The organism is Pseudarthrobacter quantipunctorum (assembly GCF_045291495.1).
Classification (GTDB): Bacteria; Actinomycetota; Actinomycetes; order Actinomycetales; family Micrococcaceae; genus Arthrobacter; species Arthrobacter quantipunctorum.
Window position 1 is genome coordinate 194,845 of the sequence record NZ_CP148033.1, and the last position, 17,536, is coordinate 212,380.

Genomic DNA, 17,536 nt, shown 5'->3' on the forward strand with positions numbered 1-17,536 from the left:
TGTGACCGGGGAACGGGCCGACTGCGGCGGGATGCTAGACTGGTGGAACTTGATGTGCAGTGATGCCCAGGTTTTCCTGTTCGGAGGTACACCTCCAGCCAGGGACTGGGCTTTTTTCATGTGAGAGGCACATCCTGCGTCGATGAACGCGTTCCATTTGGTCCCGTCTGACTGCCAAAATTTGCAGCGGCCCGGTTGATCACCTGACTTTTCTTCGGCGAACCCCTGGTCCAACCGGCATCGGGGGCCGATATCCGCCTGGATACCGCCTGAAAGACCGTATAAATACATGACTACTTTTTCTGCCCTCGGTACACCCAAGGCCCTTGCAGACACCCTCACCGCACAGGGAATTGTTGAACCGTTCCCCATCCAGGTCAAGACCCTCCCGGACACGCTGTCCGGGCGCGACGTCCTGGGCCGCGGCCGGACCGGATCCGGTAAAACCATCGCTTTCGCCATCCCGCTTGTAGCAAGACTCGCTGAGCGGGAAGCCAAGCACTTCCGCAAGCCCGGACGCCCCATGGGCCTGGTCCTGGCACCCACCCGTGAGCTGGCCACCCAGATCAACGCCACCATCGAGCCGCTGGCCAAGGCCGCCGGCCTGAACACCACCGTGATCTACGGCGGAATCTCCCAGGCGCGCCAGGAAAAGGCGCTGCGTGCCGGCGTCGACATTGTCATCGCCTGCCCCGGCCGCCTGGAGGACCTCATCCGCCAGCGCGTCCTCACCCTTGAGGCCGTGGAAATCACGGTCCTGGACGAGGCGGACCACATGGCCGACCTCGGCTTCCTGCCCGTGGTGAAGAAGCTCATGGACATGACCCCCAGCCAGGGCCAGCGCCTGCTTTTCTCCGCAACGCTGGACAACGGCGTGGACAAGATCGTCCAGCGCTACCTGTCCAACCCGCTGACCCACTCCGTGGACGATCCGCAGGCAGCGGTGACCACCATGGAGCACCACGTACTGGTGGTCAACGACCAGACCGTCAAGAAGCAGCTGATCGTTGAGCTTGCCTCCGGTGCCGGCCGCCGCGTACTTTTCATGCGGACCAAGCACCACGCCCGCAAGCTCGCCAAGACCTTGACCGACGCCGGGATCCCCGCCGTGGACCTGCACGGCAACCTGTCGCAGAATGCCCGCGACCGCAACCTGGCCGAGTTCTCCTCCGGTGACGTCCGCGTCCTGGTGGCCACCGACGTTGCAGCCCGCGGCGTGCACGTGGACGACGTCGAACTGGTCATCCACGTTGACCCGCCCACCGAGCACAAGGCGTACCTGCACCGTTCAGGCCGTACCGCCCGCGCCGGTTCCGACGGCACCGTGGTCACGCTGACCCTCCCCGAGCAGCAGACCGACGTCAAGAAACTGATGAAGGCTGCCGGCGTGGAGGTCAACTTCGAGCGCGTCACCGCCAACTCCCCGCTGGTTGCGGAGCTGGTGGGCGAAATGGCCGAGAAGATCGATCCCCGCACCCGCGCGGCGCTGCTGGCCAAGAAGGCTGCGCAGCAGGGCGGCGGCACCTCCACCGGTGCCAACGCCGAGCGCAAGCGGGCCCGCCGCCAGGCTGCACCCACTGCAGGCGGGCGTGGCGGACGCGGTGGACGCGGCCGGGTTTCGGCTGAGCCCACCCGCACCGATATCCCGCGCGCCGAGCGCCGTGCTGTCGCCTTCGAAGGCCGGACCGAAGCCCGGGCCGCCTTCGACCGCGTGTCGGAGCAGAACGAGGACCGCGCGGTAGCGGCAGCAGCCGCCCGCCGCAACAACCGCGGACGCGGCACGGCCTCCACACACCGCAACGACGTCCCCGCGGCAGGTGGCCGTGCATCGGCTGGCCGCGGATCGGACGGGCGTGCAGAATCACGCGTCACCCGCAGTGACGCTCCGCGTGGCGGCACCGGACGTCCGGCCAGCTCAGGCCGTCCGGCTTCGTCAGGCGGCCAGCGCAGCGGCCGGCCGGCAACCGGCCAGCGTGCCGCAGCCGGCGCGGGAACGGGTGCCCGGACCGGCGGACAGCGCTCCGCAGGGGCCGGCGCAGCCAGCGGCGGCAACAAGGCCGTCTGGTCCTCCAACACCGGTGGCACCTCCGGCGGGTCCTACGCAGGCAACGGCGGCGGTTCCGGCCGTCCCGCCCGCAGCGGCCCCCGCCGCGCCTCGGCTCCGGCGTCCAACGAACGGCGCAGCCGCTAGGCACCAGCAACGTCCGAAGGGCCCAACCAGGGATGGTTGGGCCCTTCGCCCTTTAACTGGAATATTCCGGCGGTTGACGCGGAGCTGTCAGTCGCGCCCGGTCACCAGCCGCGTGCGCGCCACTCCTCCAGGTGGGGCCGCTCGGCCCCCAGGGTTGTCGGCTTGCCGTGGCCCGGGTGGACCACGGTGTCATCCGAGTAGGCCCCGAACAGCCGCTGGGCTACATCGTCCAAAAGCTGTGTGAAACGCTCGGGATCGTTCTGGGTGTTGCCCACGCCGCCGGGGAACAGCGAATCGCCGGAGAAAATATGCGCGGGTCCTTCGGGGTCCTCATAAACAAAGGCAATCGAGCCGGGCGTGTGCCCGCGCAGGTGGACCGCCGTAAGCGTAAAGCCGTCCACGGCCACCGTGTCCCCGTGCTCCAGGTTCCGGTCCGGCGCAACCGGCAGCGCATCGGCGTCGTCCGTTCCTGCGGCAGTGGGGGCGCCGGTTGCCCCCACCATCTCCTTCAGTGCCCGGACGTGGTCCCAGTGCTGGTGGGTGGTGGCAATGGCAGCGAGCTTCGGCGTCGCGGATGTGTCCGCGGCGGCGTCCCGCAGCAGCTGCCGGATGGCCGGCGCATCATCCGCGGCGTCGATCAGCACCTGTTCGCCGCTGGCTTTGGCAGTCAGCAGGTACACGTTGTTGTCCATCCCGCTGACCGAAATCCGGCGGATGGTGATGTCACGCAGGTCATGAATGAGTGAGTCCATGGGCTTGAGTTTATTCGCGCCCCTCCGAGACCCAGGCGGGGTCGGCGGAACGGGAGCCGACGACGGCGTCCGAGGCTGCGCCGAGCGCGTCGAGGTGCGCCGGGGTCAGTTCCAGGTCCAGGGCCCCCAGGTTCTCGTCGATCCGGTGCGCTTTGCGGGTGCCCGGGATGGGGACGACCGGCAGCCCTAGCCTCCTGCCCTGGGCGAGCAGCCAGGCGAGGGCGACCTGCGCCGGCGTCGCGTCCAGCTGGTCCGCCACGGACTGCACCGCGTCCACCACCGCCTGGTTGGCGCCGGCGGCATCCGGGGCGAAACGGGGGATCCGGCGCCGGAAGTCGTTGTCCCCCAGGCTCGAGGCGTCGACGGTGCCGGTGAGGAATCCCCGGCCCAGCGGCGAGTACGGCACGAAGCCCACCCCCAGGGTGGCAGCGGCAGGGACAACGTTGCGTTCCACGTCCCGGCTCCAGATGGACCATTCGCTCTGGACAGCGGCTACGGGATGCACGGCACTGGCTTCCTCCAGTTCCTGGGCCGTCACCTCGGACAGCCCCAGGTGCCGGACCTTGCCCTGCTGCACAAGCTCCGCCATGGCTCCCACGGTTTCCTCAATGGGAACGCGGAGGTCGCGGCGGTGCATGTAGTAAAGGTCGATCACGTCGGTACCCAGCCGCTGCAGGCTGCGGTCCACGGCCTGGCGGATATAGGCAGCATCGCCGCGGATGTCCGTGTAGCCGTCCGCCGGCGTGCCCACCAGCCCGAACTTGGTGGCCAGCTGGACCTCGTCCCGCCGCGCCTTCAGCAGCTGAGCGATCAGTTCCTCGTTGCTGCCGCCGCCGTAGATGTCCGCGGTGTCGATGAAGCTGACACCGGAGTCCACGGCGTGGTGCAGCGTGCGGAGCGCGTCCTCCTGGTCCACCTCCCCGTAGACGGGCGTCAGGGCCATGCCGCCGAAGCCGAGCTGGCTGACGTTGAGTCCGTCGCCGAGGGTTACCGCGTGTGCCATGAGTTCTCCTGTTTCTTTGCCATTACCAGCACTGTTTCCGGATGCTGCTGGTAGTGGTAACCCCCTAGTGCCAGGGAATAATCCTGTTGGCTGCCGGACGAGTGGCCTCGATCAGCACGGCGTTGGCCTGGTCCGGGCCAGCGGCCCACGCTTCTGCCGCGGCCCGCTCCATCCCGAACGAGATGTGCCGCTCCACCAGCCGGTTCAGCCTCAGCGCCGAGGGCACATCAACAAACCAGACCTCGTCCAGCTGCGACCGGATGTCCTTCCAGGGTTCCTGTTCAAACAACAGGTAGTTGCCTTCCGTGATCACCAGGGGCACCTCCGCAGGGATGGCGACGGAGGCCGCCACCGGTTCATCAAGGGTGCGGTTGAACTCCGGGGCGTACACCACTGCCTCGTCCCGCCGAACCAGGCGGCGCAGCAGCGACAGGTACCCGCCGGCGTCGAACGTGTCGATGGCCCCCTTGCGCTGCCGCAGCGGCGTGCCCTCAATGATGGCGTTGCCCAGGTGGAAGCCGTCCATCGGCACCACCACAGCCTGCCCGGGCCCGAACTGCTGCTGCAGCCAGGCAGCGAAGGTGGACTTGCCGGCGCCCGGCGCGCCCGCGATGCCCAGCAGCATCCGCCGCCCGCCGTGCGGGGCGCCGTTCAAGGCGCCGCGCAGCGCGGTGACGGCCTCGGCGATCTGGGGGGATTCCATGGCAAAAGCCTAGACTGCCCGCCCCTGCACAAGCCGCTGAGTCTCCCCGCCTTTCGCGCGGCAGATGAGGCGGCCGACGGCGTTTCGCCGGGACACGCCGTCGGCCGTCCTTGAAGGCGGGGAGACTCAGCGGTGGGTTGTTCAGCTGAAGTGGCAGGACAGCTGTGCGGGCCTAGCCGAGCTGGAACACTGCCACGGTGCGGGCCGGAACGGTGAAGGTGCCGGTCGCGGGATCGTGGCTGGCCGTCTTGACCACGGGATCGATGCCTCCGGACTGGACGGGATGCAGTCCGTAAGCCGCCCCGGCTGTGGCGGCAACCGTCTGGCTGGCGGCTTCATCGGCGGCGTTGAAGACCACCACCAGCCCGCGCAGGTCCTTGTCCACGTCCGGGCCCACGGAATCGTCGATGTGCATCACCACGACGCCCGGAGCCTGTCCGGGACCGCCGTCGGGGAAGGACACCTTCTGCTGGACCAGGCCGGCCTCGCCGAGGTGGAACAGCGGCGTGCTCTTGCGGATCTGCAGGAGCTCGGCAGCCCGGCCGCGCGCTTCAGCAATCTCGGCGGGAGCCGGCTTCTGCGTGGGGTCTGCCAGCAGCGGGCGCATGTAGCCGTACTTGTCCTCATTGTCCGCCTTGGGCGGCAGCCCGCGGCCGAAGCCGTTGGTGCCGTCCGTGTGGTCCATGATGTTGAACCAGTCGCCCGAATCGTAGCTGTTGCGGTCCAGGGACTTGCTGCGCAGCGCTTCGCCGCCCGCGTGCCAGAAGGAGATGCCCTGGCCAAAGGTGGTGGTGCTGAGGGCCAGGGTCTGCATCCGGGTCCGGTCAGCCATGGGGGTGTCCTGCGGCAGCTTCAGCGCAAGGGCGTCAAAGAGCGTCTCGTTGTCATGGGCCTCCACATAGGTGACGGCCTCCTGCGGGTCGCTGGTGTAGCCCGCCGGCGCACCGTTGTACGGCACGTCCGCCCCGGTGACGGTGGCGCCGGTCCGGTCAACAAAGGAGTAGTCCTTCAGGTTGCCGGTCAGGCCCACCTTCACCAGGTCCTGGGCCAGGAGGAGGGCTTCCTTCTGCTGCTCCGGGGTGCCGTTGGCCGGGGAGTCATTGGGATCCGTGTAAAGGCCGGATCCGAAGCCCTGCACCCGGGGGTCGGGGTCGAAGGGGCCGCCGCCGCGGACGGCATCGCGAAGGCGGTCGTTGAAGGTGCCGATGCCGGTGCCGGCCATGTTTTCCTGGGTGGCCTGGACGAACCGGGCGTTGTTGGCCACCTCGCCGAAGTTCCAGCCCTCGCCGTACAGGGTGATGGCCTTACCGTCCACGCCGTCCTTGGCCAGGGTCAGCTTGTCCAGGGCCGCCCGGACGTCCAGCATGTTCTGTTTCGAGTGGTGGCCCATGAGGTCAAAGCGGAAGCCGTCCAGCTTGTAGGTCCTGGCCAGGGTCACCAGGGAGTCGACCATGAGCTTGCCCATCATGGTGTTCTCGGTGGCCGTGTTGGCGCAGCAGGTGGACGTCTCAAGGGATCCGGTGCCGGGGTTCAGCCGGTGGTAGTAGCCCGGAACGATGCGGTCCAGGTTGTTGCTCCCGGACTGGCCGGCACTCGAGGTGTGGTTGTAGACAACATCCTGGATGACCCGCGCCCCTGCGGTGTTGAGGGCGGCCACCATCTCCCGGAATTCGGTGATCCTGGTGGTTCCGTCCGGGTTGGTGGCGTAGGAGCCCTCAGGGGTTGTGTAGTGCAGGGGATCGTAGCCCCAGTTGAAGCCGTCCTTGGCAGCAGTCTCCGCTACGCAGGCCTGCTGCTCCTCTGAATCTGCCGGCAGGGCAGCGAGGTCGCAGGCCGGTTCCAGCTGCTCGCTGCGCCGTTCCTCGATGGTGCCGATGTCATTGACCGGCAGCAGGTGGACCGCGTTCATCCCGGCGGCCGTCAGCTCCCGGAGGCGCTGCATGCCGTTGCTGCCGGTGTCCGTGAAGGCTTTGTAGGTGCCGCGGTGCGCGTCCGGGACGGTCTCATCGGTGATGGAGAAGTCGCGGACGTGGAGTTCGTAGAGGGAGAGGTCCTCGGGTTTGGCGAGGGCAGGCTTCTGCAGCTTCTTCCAGCCCTCAGGGGCCAGCGACTTGTCCTCCAGGTCCACGAACAGGCTGCGTGCGGAGTTGGCGGAAAGGCCCACGCTGTAGGGGTCGGTGACCAGGTTCCGCTCAACCTTGCCGGTTTCCGGGACAAAGACTTCCACCTCGTACAGGTAGTAGGCGCCCTTCCAGTCCTTCTCACCGGTCAGGGACCAGACGCCGTCCTGCGCCGGTTCCATGGGGTGGCTGGAGACGGGATCACCGCCGGAGCCGGAAGCGTAGGTGTGGACGGTGACGCTGCGCGCTGTGGGCGCCCACAGGGACAGCTCCGGCCGGTTGCCCTTCCAGGCAAGTCCGAGTTCGCGCCCCGCCGCGCCCTGGTAGAGGGTGTCCAAAACCCCGGGGACCTGCACGCCGGTGGCAGCGGTGACCTGGCCGTCCGCACCGACGGCGGCAACCAGCAACTGGCCCTTCAACAGGTCCTGGGCCCGGGCCGCGTCACCTGCCGCCAGCTGCAGGGAGGCGAATCCGGCGAGGTGGGGATACTTGGCTGCAACGTCTGGATCCAGTCCGTCGGCCACCTTTTCGAGCGGTACGTAGCTGCCGCCGGTGACCTGGCCGTCCGCTACTGCCAGGCCGCCGTCGGGCGCGTTGTAAAGACGGTAGGTGGTTCCTTCCGCTGCGGGCGCCTGCCAGGCGATGGTGTCCGCCGACAGCCAGTGTGCTCCTGCCTCGGTGCCGAGGGCATCAGGGACGTCGTCCGTCAGTGCGTGGCTGGCGTGGTCGTAGGTGAAGGTCACAGGCCCGCCCGGAGCATTGAGGACCAGGTCGCCTCCGCCGGCCGCGCCGCCTGCACCGTAGTTTTCGTCCCACGAGTTGTTGAGGGCAACTTTCATTCCGTACGTTCCCGCAGGGACATCGAACGTGGCGCGGTACAGCGTCGCGGACCCTTCAACCGGCTGCAGCCTGCTGGCCCCGCAGCCGGGCTGCCAATCTCCGGGGCAGCCGATTTCGGACTGCAGCGAACCGACGAGCGCCGCGGCCTGGGGCGCGGCGGTGTGGTCCGCGGAGGCCGGGAGGGCGAGGCCGCCCAGTGCAAGGGGCGTGGCGCAGGCTGCCGCCAAAGCGGCTGCCAGTTTTTTGTTGAGCGCAGGCGGCTGCCCGGCTGGGGAGGACTTGTGGGACATGGAGAACCTTCCTTGGAAACGCCCCGAACGGCAACGGTGGGGAGCGGGGGTGTTCCAAGAGCCTAAGTTTCGCTTCAGGCGCACGTCAACGGTTTGCTGAAAATTTCACGCTCTGTTTTCATTCCGACCGTGTCCCGGTTTCCGTACACTGGGAAGCACGAGACTTCCGGAATGCTGTTCCGGCGAAGGAGTACCATGAGCATGTCCGGGAGCGGGGCGGACCCCGCCGCGGCCGAACGGCCAAAACTGGAAGACCTTGCGCGGAAGGTCGGCGTCAGCATTGCCACCGTCTCCCGCGTGGTCAACGGGCGAAAGGGCGTTTCCAGGGAGGTGCGCCAGGCAGTCCTCGCCGCCATGGACGATCTGGGCTACGAGCGACCCGACCGCACCCGCAGCGCAGCCAGGGGGCAGGTGGGGATCATCGTCCCGGACCTCACCAACCCGATCTTCCCGGCCATCGCCCAGGCGGTGGTCTCGCTCCTCTCCCAGGAGGACTTCATCCCCGTCATCTGCGCCCTGCCCGGCGGCGGACGGTCGGAGGACGAGTACATCGAGATGCTCGTGGCCCAGGGCGCAGCCGGCATCATCTTCATCTGCAGCGCCCACGCGGACGGCCAGGCCAGCCTGGAGCGCTACCATCGGCTGCGCGGCCGGGGTATCCCGTACGTCCTGGTCAACGGCCCCCGCCCGGAGCTTGGGGCGGCCTCGGTGTCCAATGACGACGCCGCCGCGATCAGGACGGCTGTCCAGCACCTGGCCAGCCTGGGGCACCGGAAGGTGGGACTGGCAATCGGCCCGCACCGCTTCATTCCAAGCCGGCAAAAACTGGCAGGCTTCCGCTCTGCGCTGGCGGACTACCTGGGCGTTGACGATCCCGCGCCCCACACCGCCACGAGCATGTACACGGTGGAAGGCGGCCAGAGCGCGGCCAACGAACTCCTGGACTCGGGCCACACGGCGATCGTCTGCGCATCCGACGTCATGGCGCTCGGTGCCATCCGCGCGGCACGGGCAAGGGGGCTGCGGGTGCCTGAGGACGTATCCATCGTGGGCTTTGACGATTCCACGCTGATGGCCCTCACCGACCCGCCACTGACGACGCTTCGCCAGCCTGCCGCCGCGATCGCGCATGCTGCAGTGCATGCGCTCGCAGCGGACATGGCCGGTGAGCGGTCCTCACACTCGCCGGTGGTCCTGGGGTCCGATCTGGTGCTGAGGGGCTCTACGGGTCCTTTGGCAGCGCCTTGAGGCCGGCGGCGCAGCCAACAATCCCGGCAATGAACACAACCTTCAGAACGCTGAACGGCTCCATGCCGGTGGCCATCGCCCAGCCCACAGTGAGTGCGGCGCCCAGGCCCACCCATACGGCGTAGGCGCTGCCCAGCGGGATGGTGCGGATGGCCCAGCCAAGGCCCAGCATGCTGAGGGTGGCTGTCACGGCGAAAACAAGGGTTGGGCCGGGCCGGCTGAAGCCGTCGGACAGTCCCAGAGCGGTGGCCCACACCGCTTCGAGGACAGCCGAGGCCAGGAGCACCAGCCAGGGAAGTGAACACCGCAGCATTACGCCACCACCTTCAGGCCAACCACGCACACGGCGATGCCGGAGAGCAGGAGGAGGCGCGCCGCCGTCGGGCGTTCCACCCTGGTCACCATGGCGTAGGCGGAGGTCAGCACCACGCCCACCCCAACCCAGACCGCGTAGGCGGTGCCGGTGGGGATGGACTGCATTGCGATGGCAAGGCCGCCCGTGCTCGCGGCGACGGAGGCCAGGAAGAGGGCGGCGGGAGCCAGGCGCTGCCGCCCGGAGGCCTGGAACGCGCGGTGCAGGGATGCGGCCCAGACGGCTTCGAGCGCTCCGGAGAGAAGAAGTATTAGCCACGACATGGCAGATCCTTTGGCCAGTCTTGTCGCGTTCCGGGTACTGAACCGTCGTCCGGAGGCTCAGGTGCGGAGCCTTGGTTTCCAGCGTAGCAACGCCCGACGGCGGCGGGCACTTTTGGTGCCCAACCTCACCAGGGCGCCTGCCCCCCCAACTAGGTAGCAGCAGATGTCGTTATGAGCCGTCAAAACGACATCTGCTGCTACTCAGTTGGGCGGGCGCGGGATCTAAAGCGTGCCGCCGGCCGCCTCTGGGGCGGAGGCGTCACGGCCGCCGTCGCCGACGGTTTCCCGGGCAATGAAGTTCTCGATGTCGAACAGGTTGTCCGCACGCTCTGCGATGTTCAGCAGGGTGGTCATGGAGGCCACCTCCTCCACCTGCTCCTTCAGGAACCACAGCATGAACTGTTCGCCCAGGGCATCGTTTTCGCCGCGGGCAGCCCGGAACAGGTCCTCGATGTTGCGGGTGACTTCCTTCTCCTGCTGCAGCGCCAGGGCCAGCGGCTCGGTGACGGAAGCGAAGTCGTTGCGGACGGCCGGAACGCCGGGGATGGTGAAGGGGATGTCCCGGTCAAGCATGTACTGCACCATCATCATGGCGTGGTTCCGTTCCTCCACGGACTGGCGGTAGAAGTAGCGGGCCAGTTGGGGGAGGTCCTGGTTGGCGAACCAGGTGGCCACGGCAATGTACTGCTGCGACGCGGTGAACTCGTTGCCGATCTGGGTGGACAGGAGCGCATTAAAGGATGAAGTGGTCATAGCCCGAGTCTAGGGACGGCCCGGTAGTGCCACCAGTGTGGAAAGGCTCTGCTTCTCCAAGGCAAGGCTGCCCTCCGGCAACCTGCTCAGCCGGCACCCTGCTTAGCCGGCCCGCTGCGCCAGCAGCTGTTCCACCCGCTCCGGGGCGTAGAGGCTCTCCTCCACGAGCTTGCACAGTCCAACAGCCGTTGCCGTCCGGCTGTCCGCGGAGACAACCTCAAGGTCAACCAGGGACGGTTCGAAAGCGTCGTCGAGGATCTGCTGCCGGCAGGCCCGCAGGAAATCCGGCAGTACGCCCACGAGCCCGCCTACTGCGATTCGGCCGGGATTCAACGTCCCCACGGTGGCTGCGAGGGCGCGTCCCAGGACGCGCCCGGCTTCGGTGACGGCCGAGCGCACGGCGGGATCGCTGCCGCATGCATCAACGAGCTGCCGCAGGGTGCCGTAGCCGGCAAGTCCCGGTTCCGCGAGGAGCGCGCGTCCTGACGCCGCCGCCGCCAGGCAGCCGTCCCTGCCGCACCGGCAGCGGCGGCCCGCGGCCTCGGGAATCCGCACGTGCCCGATGTCCCCGGCGGCCCCGTGGGCGCCGCGGACCAGGGCTCCCCGCACGATGATGCCAGAGCCGACGCCGGTGCTGACCTTTACTGCCACAAGGGACTCGAGCGGCTCCCGGACCTCGCCCACGGCCATGGACCGGGCATCATTTTCCAGCAGGACCGGGCAGTCGAGCCTCGCCTCCATCACTTCCTGAAGTCGCTGCAGGTCCCAGTGGGCAAGGACGGTGCGTTCCAGGCCAAGCCGGTGGAGGGGGTCCACCGGGGCAGGCAGTCCCACCCCGGCTCCCACCGGCTGGCGCCCGTCAAGGAGCCGGAGGGACTCCTCGATGACGCTGCCGGCCACGCCTTCCTGGGACAGGCTGATCTCGATGGGCAGCCGTGCAGAGGCCACGATGTCCCGGCCCAGGGAGAGGAGATGGATGCTGGCGTGGGTGTGCCCGATCTCGATCGCGAGGACCAGCTTGCCGCGGTCATCGAAGCGCAGGGCCCGGGGCGGCCTGCCGCGCTGTGAGCGCAGTGGCGTGGATTCATAGACCAGGCCGGCAGCGAAGAGCGCATCCAGCCGCTCGTAAAGGGTGGACCGGGCCATGCCCGTGATGTCCAGCAGGTCCGCGCGGCTGTAGCCGTCCGGGCTTGAGCGCAACAGCTGGAGGATATGGCCGGCGCTCGTGGCGGGCCCTGCGGGAGGCTGGCCTGAGCCCCCGATGAGCGTCCTCTGCTGGATCATGCTGTCCGTTCCCTTTGCCCCGTGCGGCGTATCTGTGCCGCGGTCTGATCATTGACGTGGTCTGGATCACACAATTATGATCGATCATCAGACAAAAATACTATCTGCCCTTGCAGCAGGAGGTTCCAATGTCGGATCTTGCCCATGACGTCAGCCGGCGGGCCTTGTTGAAGGGAGGGCTGATGGCTCTGGCCACCGGCCCCCTGCTTGCAGCCTGCGGCGTGAACACCAGCGGGAGCGGAGGCGAAGGCTCCGTCAACTTCCTTTCCACCCAGTTCTCCCCGGTGGAGGAGCGGCAGCGGTATGAAGCCACGCTCAAGAAGTTCGCCGGGGACATCCAGGTGGCCTACAACCCCGTTGACACCGGCGTCTTCAACACCACGCTGAAGTCCCAGCTAGCCGCCGGGAAAGTCGAGATAGGCATCGCCGCGGGCCTGCACAGCGACCTCATTCCCTTCGCGTCGCAGTTCGAGGACCTCAGCTCCCTCACCAGCGACCTTTCGTCTGCCGGCTACTCCGAGGACCTGCTGGAGCTGGCAAAGCTCGGCACCGACACTCCCCGGTACATCCCCTGGATCCAGGCGACGTATGTGGTGGCGGTCAACAAGAAGGCGCTGGACTGGCTTCCGGCAGGTGCCGACGTCAACAACCTCACCTATGAGAACTTCCTGGCATGGGCCCAGGCGGCCAAGGCGGCGAACGGGGGGCGTCCGGTGTTCGGCATTCCTGCCGGGCCGAAGGGCCTCCACCACCGCTTCTACCAGGGTTTCCTGCTCCCCAGCTTCACGGGCGGGCAGATCACCACGTTCCGCAATGCCGATGCCGTCACCGCCTGGACCTACATGCGCGACCTCTGGGCCAACATGAACCCGGCCTCCGCGAATTACGACTTCATGCAGGAACCGCTGGGCAACGGGGAAGTCCTGGTTGCGTGGGACCATGTGGCACGCCTCATCAACGCGGTCCAGGACAAGCCTGACGACTGGCTGATGGTGCCCGCCCCGTCCGGCCCGAAGGGTAAGGGCTACCTGCTGGTCGTCGGCGGCATGGCCGTACCCCAGGGTTCGCCGGAAAAGGACAAGGCCTTCGAGCTGATCAAGGCGCTGTCGAAGCCGGAGGCGCAGATCGAGACGCTCAAGTCCAACGCCTTCTTCCCGGTGGTGGAGGCGGACATCGGAAGCGACCTCCCGGGCGGCATCGCCCTGGAGGCCAAGGCGGTCAAGGCGCAGCAGGAAGCCCAGGACGCCATCCTGGCGCTCCCGCCGGTGGGCCTGGGCGACAAGGACCCGCAGGTCTCGCAGCTGTTCAAGAACTGCTTCCAGGAGATCTGCCTCAACAACGCGGACGTCAAGGCGACGCTGGACCGCCAGGGGGCGGAGTTGGCCGGCATCATGGACACGCTGAATGTTCCCTGCTGGGCGCCGGATCCCGACGCTGACCAGTGCAGGGTTGCGTGATGGCTTCCCCCGACGCACCCGCTGCCGCCAGGCCCCGGCCCCGGCCCGCCAGGCCGCGCGGTCGGCCGCCGCGGAGGAGCGGAACCTCGGCAGCAATGCTGCTGATTGCCCCGTCGATTGTCTTCATGACCCTGCTGTTCGGCTGGCCCATGGTCAGCGGCATCCTCCAGGCGTTCGGCGGCCCGGAGGGGCTGACCACCGCGAACTTCACCCGGATGGCGCAGGACCCCTACTTCTGGTCTTCCGTGGGCAACACCCTGCTGCTGATCGTGGTAATGATTCCCATCCAGTTTGTCCTGGCACTGGCCATGGCCCTGCTGATCCGGGCCAAACCGCGGGGATCCTCGCTGTATTTCTACATCTGGGCCATCCCCCTGGCGGTCAGCGACCTTGCCGCCGGCCTGGTCTGGCTGACGGTGTTCACGGACCGCGGCTACCTCAACTCCGTCCTGGCCTCCGTGGGCCTTGAACCGGTCTCCTGGCTCGCCTATGACAACTACGCCTCGATGTTCATGGCCGTGCTGATCGCGGAAGTCTGGCGGGCAACGTCGCTGGTGTTCGTGATTGTCGTCGCCGGGCTGCAGTCCATCCCCAAGGACTATGAGGAAGCGGCCGGCGTTTTCGGGGCCGGCTTCTGGGACCGGCTGTGGCACGTGACCCTGCCGCTGCTGCGGCCCAGCCTCCAGACCGCCCTGATCCTGCGGACCATCCTGGCCTTCCAGACCTTCGCGGTGGCACTGGCCCTCACCGGGCAGAATTTCCCGCTGGTGGTCGGTGAGACCTACCGCTGGTACACCGGGCTCCAGGACGCCAACGTGGCCTCGGCCCTGGCCCTGGTGGTCATGGCAGTGTCCATGGTCACCGCCGTCGGCTACCTCAAGCTCCTGAAAGACCAGTCGGAGGCCCCGCGATGAGCCACGCCACCACCAACAAGGCAACCGCCCCGGCAGGCCGCCCGGAGCCGGAGGTTGACCGCCGGCCGCTGGCAAAGCGGCGCCGGAACCGGATCCTGCTGCAGGTTGGGTGCATCCTGATCACGCTCTTCATGGCACTGCCCATCGACCTGATCGCGCTGTCCGCCACCTCCAGCAGGGCTGCCCTGCAGGAGTTCCCCCTGAGCTTCATCCCGAACAACTTCTCCCTGGAGACCATGCAGACGTTCCTGCAGTCCACGGGCATCCTGGGCGGTCTCATCAACTCCGTCCAGGTGGGCATCTTCACCCTCCTGCTGTCCCTGATCATCGGCGTCCCGGCGGGTTACGCCGTGGCGCGTTTCGCCTTCCCCGGGAGGGACCCGTACCAGCTTTTCCTGCTGTTCACCCGGGCACTGCCGATCGTGGTGCTGTCCGTGCCGCTGGCCCAGCTCTTCCTGCAGACCGGGCTGTACGACAGTGTCCTGGCCGTTGTCCTGCTCCACACCGCACTGGCACTGCCCACCACCATCCTCATCACCTCCTCGGTGTTCCTGGGCGTGCCCCGGGACGTTGAGGAAGCTGCCCGGATCTTCGGCTGCAGCCCGGTGCAGGCCTTCCTCAAGGTGGTCATGCCCATGGCCATCCCCGGCATCGCCGCGGCCTCGATCTTCACCTTCGTGATGTCCTGGAACGAGGTGCTGGGCGCGTCGATCCTCACCCTAAACCAGCGCACCCTGCCGGCCCAGGTCCTCAGTTCCCTCGCCGAGTCACCGCTGGCCTACCGGTTCGCCGGCGGCTTCCTGCTGGTGATCCCGGCACTGATCTTCATCTTCTTCATGCGCCGCTACCTCACCAACATGTGGGGCTCCACCATCCGCTGAGTGCGTTCCAGAGAGGCTGTTCCATGGCTGACATCTCGATCAAGGGTCTCAAAAAGACCTACCCCGGCAGCACCGAGCTGGCCACCAACAACGTTTCCCTCGATGTTGCCGAGGGCGAGTTCATGGTGCTCCTGGGGCCTTCGGGCTGCGGAAAGACCACCCTGCTGCGCATGGTGGCGGGGCTGGACTTCCCGGACGAGGGAAGCATCTCCATTGGGGGCAGGGACGTGACCTACCTGCCGCCGCAGGACCGGAACCTGTCCATGGTGTTCCAGTCCTACGCCGTCTTCCCGCACCGGAAAGTCCGCACCAATATCGGGTTCGGGCTGGTGATGAAGAAGATGCCGCGGGACGAGGTGGAAAAGAAGGTCGCGTGGGCGGCGGACCTGCTCCAGCTCACCCCCTACCTGGACCGGTACCCCGCCCAGCTCTCGGGCGGGCAGCGGCAGCGCGTCGCGGTGGCACGCGCCATCGTCATGGATGCCGACGTGCTGCTCATGGACGAGCCGCTGTCCAACCTCGATGCGCTCCTGCGCCTGGACTTCCGGGCGGAGCTGAAGAAGATCGTCCAGCAGCTGGGCTCCACCACGCTGTACGTGACCCACGACCAGGTGGAGGCCATGAGCCTCTCGGACCGGGTGGCCGTGATGAAGAAGGGGCAGATCGCCCAGCTTGGCCACCCCATCACCGTCTACGAGGAACCGGCCGACCGGTTCGTGGGAGGGTTCATCGGCTCCCCGCCCATGAACTTCCTGGAGGGGCGCGTCACCCAGCAGGGAGCCCTGGAAGTGGCGGGCCAGAGCACCGAGGCCCCCGAATTCCTGGCCCACTCAGCGGCCCGGTCCGGAGGCCTCCCCGTGATGGTCGGCATCCGGGCGGAGAACATCTACCTCGAACAGCGCGGCGCTCCGGGGACCCTGGACGCCACTGTGGAAGTGGTGGAACCGCTGGGCCACGCCACGCTGTTGACCGTGGACCTGGGCGGGCAGACCATCAAAGTGCAGGTCGCCTCCACGGTGCGGGTCTCCCCGGGAGAAAAGGTTGGCCTGCGCTTTGACCAGGCCGCCATCCGGTTCTTCGACACGGAAACCCAGCTGGGACTCACGGCATGAGCCCGGCGCCGGACGGGGACACCTTTCCAATCCGAACCCTTGATGAGCTGGGGAGCCGGGCGAAGGACGTCCTGGCAGCGAACGACATCGGCACCATGGTGACGGCGGCGCCGAACCTCTACCCGCACATGTGGAGCTGGGATGCCGCTTTCGTAGCCACCGGCCTCTCCACCGTGAGCGTGGCCCGCGCACTCCAGGAGCTGGACTACCTGGTGGCCGCACAGTGGAAAAGCGGGATGATCCCGCACATCGTGTTCTCCGACGTCCCGGGCTACTTCCCCGACGTGGACCGGTGGGGGACCCGCGGCGTGTCGCCGGAGGGCGTGCAGTCCAGCGGCATTTGCCAGCCGCCGGTGCATGCCACCATGCTGCGCCGCATCGTGGAAAGGGCGACGGCGGCCGGCGGCGAGGATGCCAGGCTCGCGGAGGAATTCACCCGGCGGACGCTGCCGCAATGGATCGACTGGCACGGCTGGCTGCGGAGCGCGCGGGGCGGGGACGGCACGGGCCTGCTCACCATTTACCACGGCTGGGAATCCGGGATGGACAACTCGCCGCGCTTTGACGGCCCGTACTCCAGGGTCCAGCCCGGTGAGATGGAACCGTTCGTCCGGACCGACACCCTGAAGGTCACGGACCACAGCCAGCGTCCCAGCGACGAGGAGTACAGCCGCTACCTGTGGCTGGTGCAGCAGATGGCTGAGGTGGGGTTCGACGACGCACGGCTGCCGGGGGTGATGTCCTTCCAGGTCAAGGATGTCTTTATGTCTGCGATCTTTGCCGCGGCCAGCGAGGATCTTGCGGTGCTGGCCGAACAGTTCGGCCTGCCGGAGGAAGCTCCCCAGCTGCGGCAGTGGGCGCAGGAATTCCGCGACGGCGTGGACGCCACCGTGGATGCGCAGACAGGCCTTGCGCGGGACCGGGACGTGCTGACGGGTGAATGGATCGGGCCGCCCACCATCGCCGGTTTCGCGCCCCTCATTTCCACCGCGGACCAGGCCCTGCTGGACCGGCAGCTGGAGATTTTCGAGGGGCCGGACTGGACCGGCGACCCGCGGCTGGCCTTCCCGCTGCCCGCGTCCACGTCCACCACGTATGAGGGGTTGAAGCCGCGCCAGTACTGGCGGGGCCCGGTGTGGCCGGTGATGAACTGGTACCTGGCCCACTGCCTGCGCAGGCGCGGCGACGGCAAGCGCTACCGCCAGCTGCGCGAGGCTTCCCTCGCCCAGCTGATGGAAGGCCACTTCGGTGAATACTATGAGCCGTTCACCGGTGAGCCGCTGGGCAGCATGGACCAGTCATGGACAGCGGCCGTGGCGCTGGAGTGGCTCGCCGATCCTGAGAACGGCTGA

General features: G+C 67.6%; 15 protein-coding genes and 1 riboswitch. Of the genes, 7 read left to right on the plus strand and 8 right to left on the minus strand.

Going from position 1 to position 17,536, the window contains the following annotated elements; genetic code table 11:
• Window positions 1-289 precede the first annotated feature (289 nt).
• A complete protein-coding gene (locus tag WHH00_RS00870; protein ID WP_406635686.1) occupies window positions 290-2,191 on the plus strand; it encodes a DEAD/DEAH box helicase in 1,902 nt (633 codons plus the stop codon).
• A gap of 101 nt (window positions 2,192-2,292) precedes the next feature.
• Here the strand turns inward: WHH00_RS00870 and WHH00_RS00875 are convergent, their stop codons facing one another.
• The 4 genes from WHH00_RS00875 to pulA form a co-directional block, all read right to left on the minus strand.
• Complete coding sequence (locus WHH00_RS00875) at window positions 2,293-2,943, minus strand: MBL fold metallo-hydrolase (RefSeq protein ID WP_350005246.1); 651 nt, start codon at window positions 2,941-2,943, stop codon at window positions 2,293-2,295.
• A 10-nt stretch (window positions 2,944-2,953) separates the two neighbouring features.
• A complete protein-coding gene (locus WHH00_RS00880) occupies window positions 2,954-3,946 on the minus strand; it encodes an aldo/keto reductase (protein ID WP_406635688.1) in 993 nt (330 codons plus the stop codon).
• 64 nt (window positions 3,947-4,010) lie between these two features.
• Complete coding sequence (locus tag WHH00_RS00885; RefSeq protein ID WP_406635690.1) at window positions 4,011-4,649, minus strand: nucleoside/nucleotide kinase family protein; 639 nt, start codon at window positions 4,647-4,649, stop codon at window positions 4,011-4,013.
• A 172-nt stretch (window positions 4,650-4,821) separates the two neighbouring features.
• Window positions 4,822-7,899, minus strand: coding sequence for a pullulanase-type alpha-1,6-glucosidase (gene pulA, locus WHH00_RS00890; protein WP_406635692.1), 3,078 nt, complete (start codon window positions 7,897-7,899; stop codon window positions 4,822-4,824).
• Window positions 7,900-8,094: 195 nt separating this feature from the next.
• On the opposite strand from pulA, the gene WHH00_RS00895 reads away from it, so the two are divergent.
• Window positions 8,095-9,147: a LacI family DNA-binding transcriptional regulator gene (locus WHH00_RS00895; protein ID WP_406635694.1), complete on the plus strand. Its 1,053-nt coding sequence runs from the start codon at window positions 8,095-8,097 to the stop codon at window positions 9,145-9,147.
• Here WHH00_RS00895 and WHH00_RS00900 read toward each other — a convergent pair.
• The 4 genes from WHH00_RS00900 to WHH00_RS00915 all read right to left on the minus strand — a co-directional run bounded on the left by WHH00_RS00900 (window position 9,122) and on the right by WHH00_RS00915 (window position 11,820).
• Window positions 9,122-9,460 carry a DMT family transporter gene (locus WHH00_RS00900; RefSeq protein WP_406635697.1) on the minus strand — a complete coding sequence of 113 codons (339 nt, stop codon included), beginning with the start codon at window positions 9,458-9,460 and terminating at the stop codon, window positions 9,122-9,124. The two genes, WHH00_RS00895 and WHH00_RS00900, sit on opposite strands and share 26 nt — an antisense overlap.
• A complete protein-coding gene (locus tag WHH00_RS00905; protein ID WP_406635699.1) occupies window positions 9,460-9,783 on the minus strand; it encodes a DMT family transporter in 324 nt (107 codons plus the stop codon). The genes WHH00_RS00900 and WHH00_RS00905 overlap by 1 nt, the downstream gene beginning before the upstream one ends.
• 9 nt (window positions 9,784-9,792) lie before the next feature.
• A riboswitch (guanidine-III (ykkC-III) riboswitch) is annotated at window positions 9,793-9,858 on the minus strand.
• A 147-nt stretch (window positions 9,859-10,005) separates the two neighbouring features.
• Window positions 10,006-10,536 (minus strand): ferritin, encoded by a 531-nt coding sequence (locus WHH00_RS00910; RefSeq protein ID WP_231453837.1) that lies wholly within the window; start codon window positions 10,534-10,536, stop codon window positions 10,006-10,008.
• Window positions 10,537-10,638: 102 nt separating this feature from the next.
• A complete protein-coding gene (locus tag WHH00_RS00915; RefSeq protein WP_406635702.1) occupies window positions 10,639-11,820 on the minus strand; it encodes an ROK family protein in 1,182 nt (393 codons plus the stop codon).
• A 128-nt stretch (window positions 11,821-11,948) separates the two neighbouring features.
• On the opposite strand from WHH00_RS00915, the gene WHH00_RS00920 reads away from it, so the two are divergent.
• Genes WHH00_RS00920 through WHH00_RS00940 form a run of 5 tightly spaced genes read left to right on the plus strand, consistent with a single transcriptional unit; the run spans window position 11,949 to window position 17,536 of the window.
• Window positions 11,949-13,277 (plus strand): ABC transporter substrate-binding protein, encoded by a 1,329-nt coding sequence (locus tag WHH00_RS00920; RefSeq protein ID WP_406635705.1) that lies wholly within the window; start codon window positions 11,949-11,951, stop codon window positions 13,275-13,277.
• Entirely contained in the window at window positions 13,277-14,191 is a 915-nt protein-coding gene (locus WHH00_RS00925; protein WP_406635707.1) for a carbohydrate ABC transporter permease, read from the plus strand. Before WHH00_RS00920 ends, WHH00_RS00925 begins: the two co-directional genes overlap by 1 nt.
• Entirely contained in the window at window positions 14,188-15,072 is an 885-nt protein-coding gene (locus tag WHH00_RS00930) for a carbohydrate ABC transporter permease (RefSeq protein WP_406635709.1), read from the plus strand. The genes WHH00_RS00925 and WHH00_RS00930 overlap by 4 nt, the downstream gene beginning before the upstream one ends.
• Before the next feature lie 23 nt (window positions 15,073-15,095).
• Window positions 15,096-16,184, plus strand: a complete 1,089-nt coding sequence (locus WHH00_RS00935; RefSeq protein WP_406635711.1) for an ABC transporter ATP-binding protein — start codon at window positions 15,096-15,098, stop codon at window positions 16,182-16,184.
• The gene (locus tag WHH00_RS00940) at window positions 16,181-17,536 is read left to right on the plus strand and encodes an MGH1-like glycoside hydrolase domain-containing protein (protein WP_406635713.1); all 1,356 of its coding nucleotides are present in this window, start codon (window positions 16,181-16,183) and stop codon (window positions 17,534-17,536) included. The genes WHH00_RS00935 and WHH00_RS00940 overlap by 4 nt, the downstream gene beginning before the upstream one ends.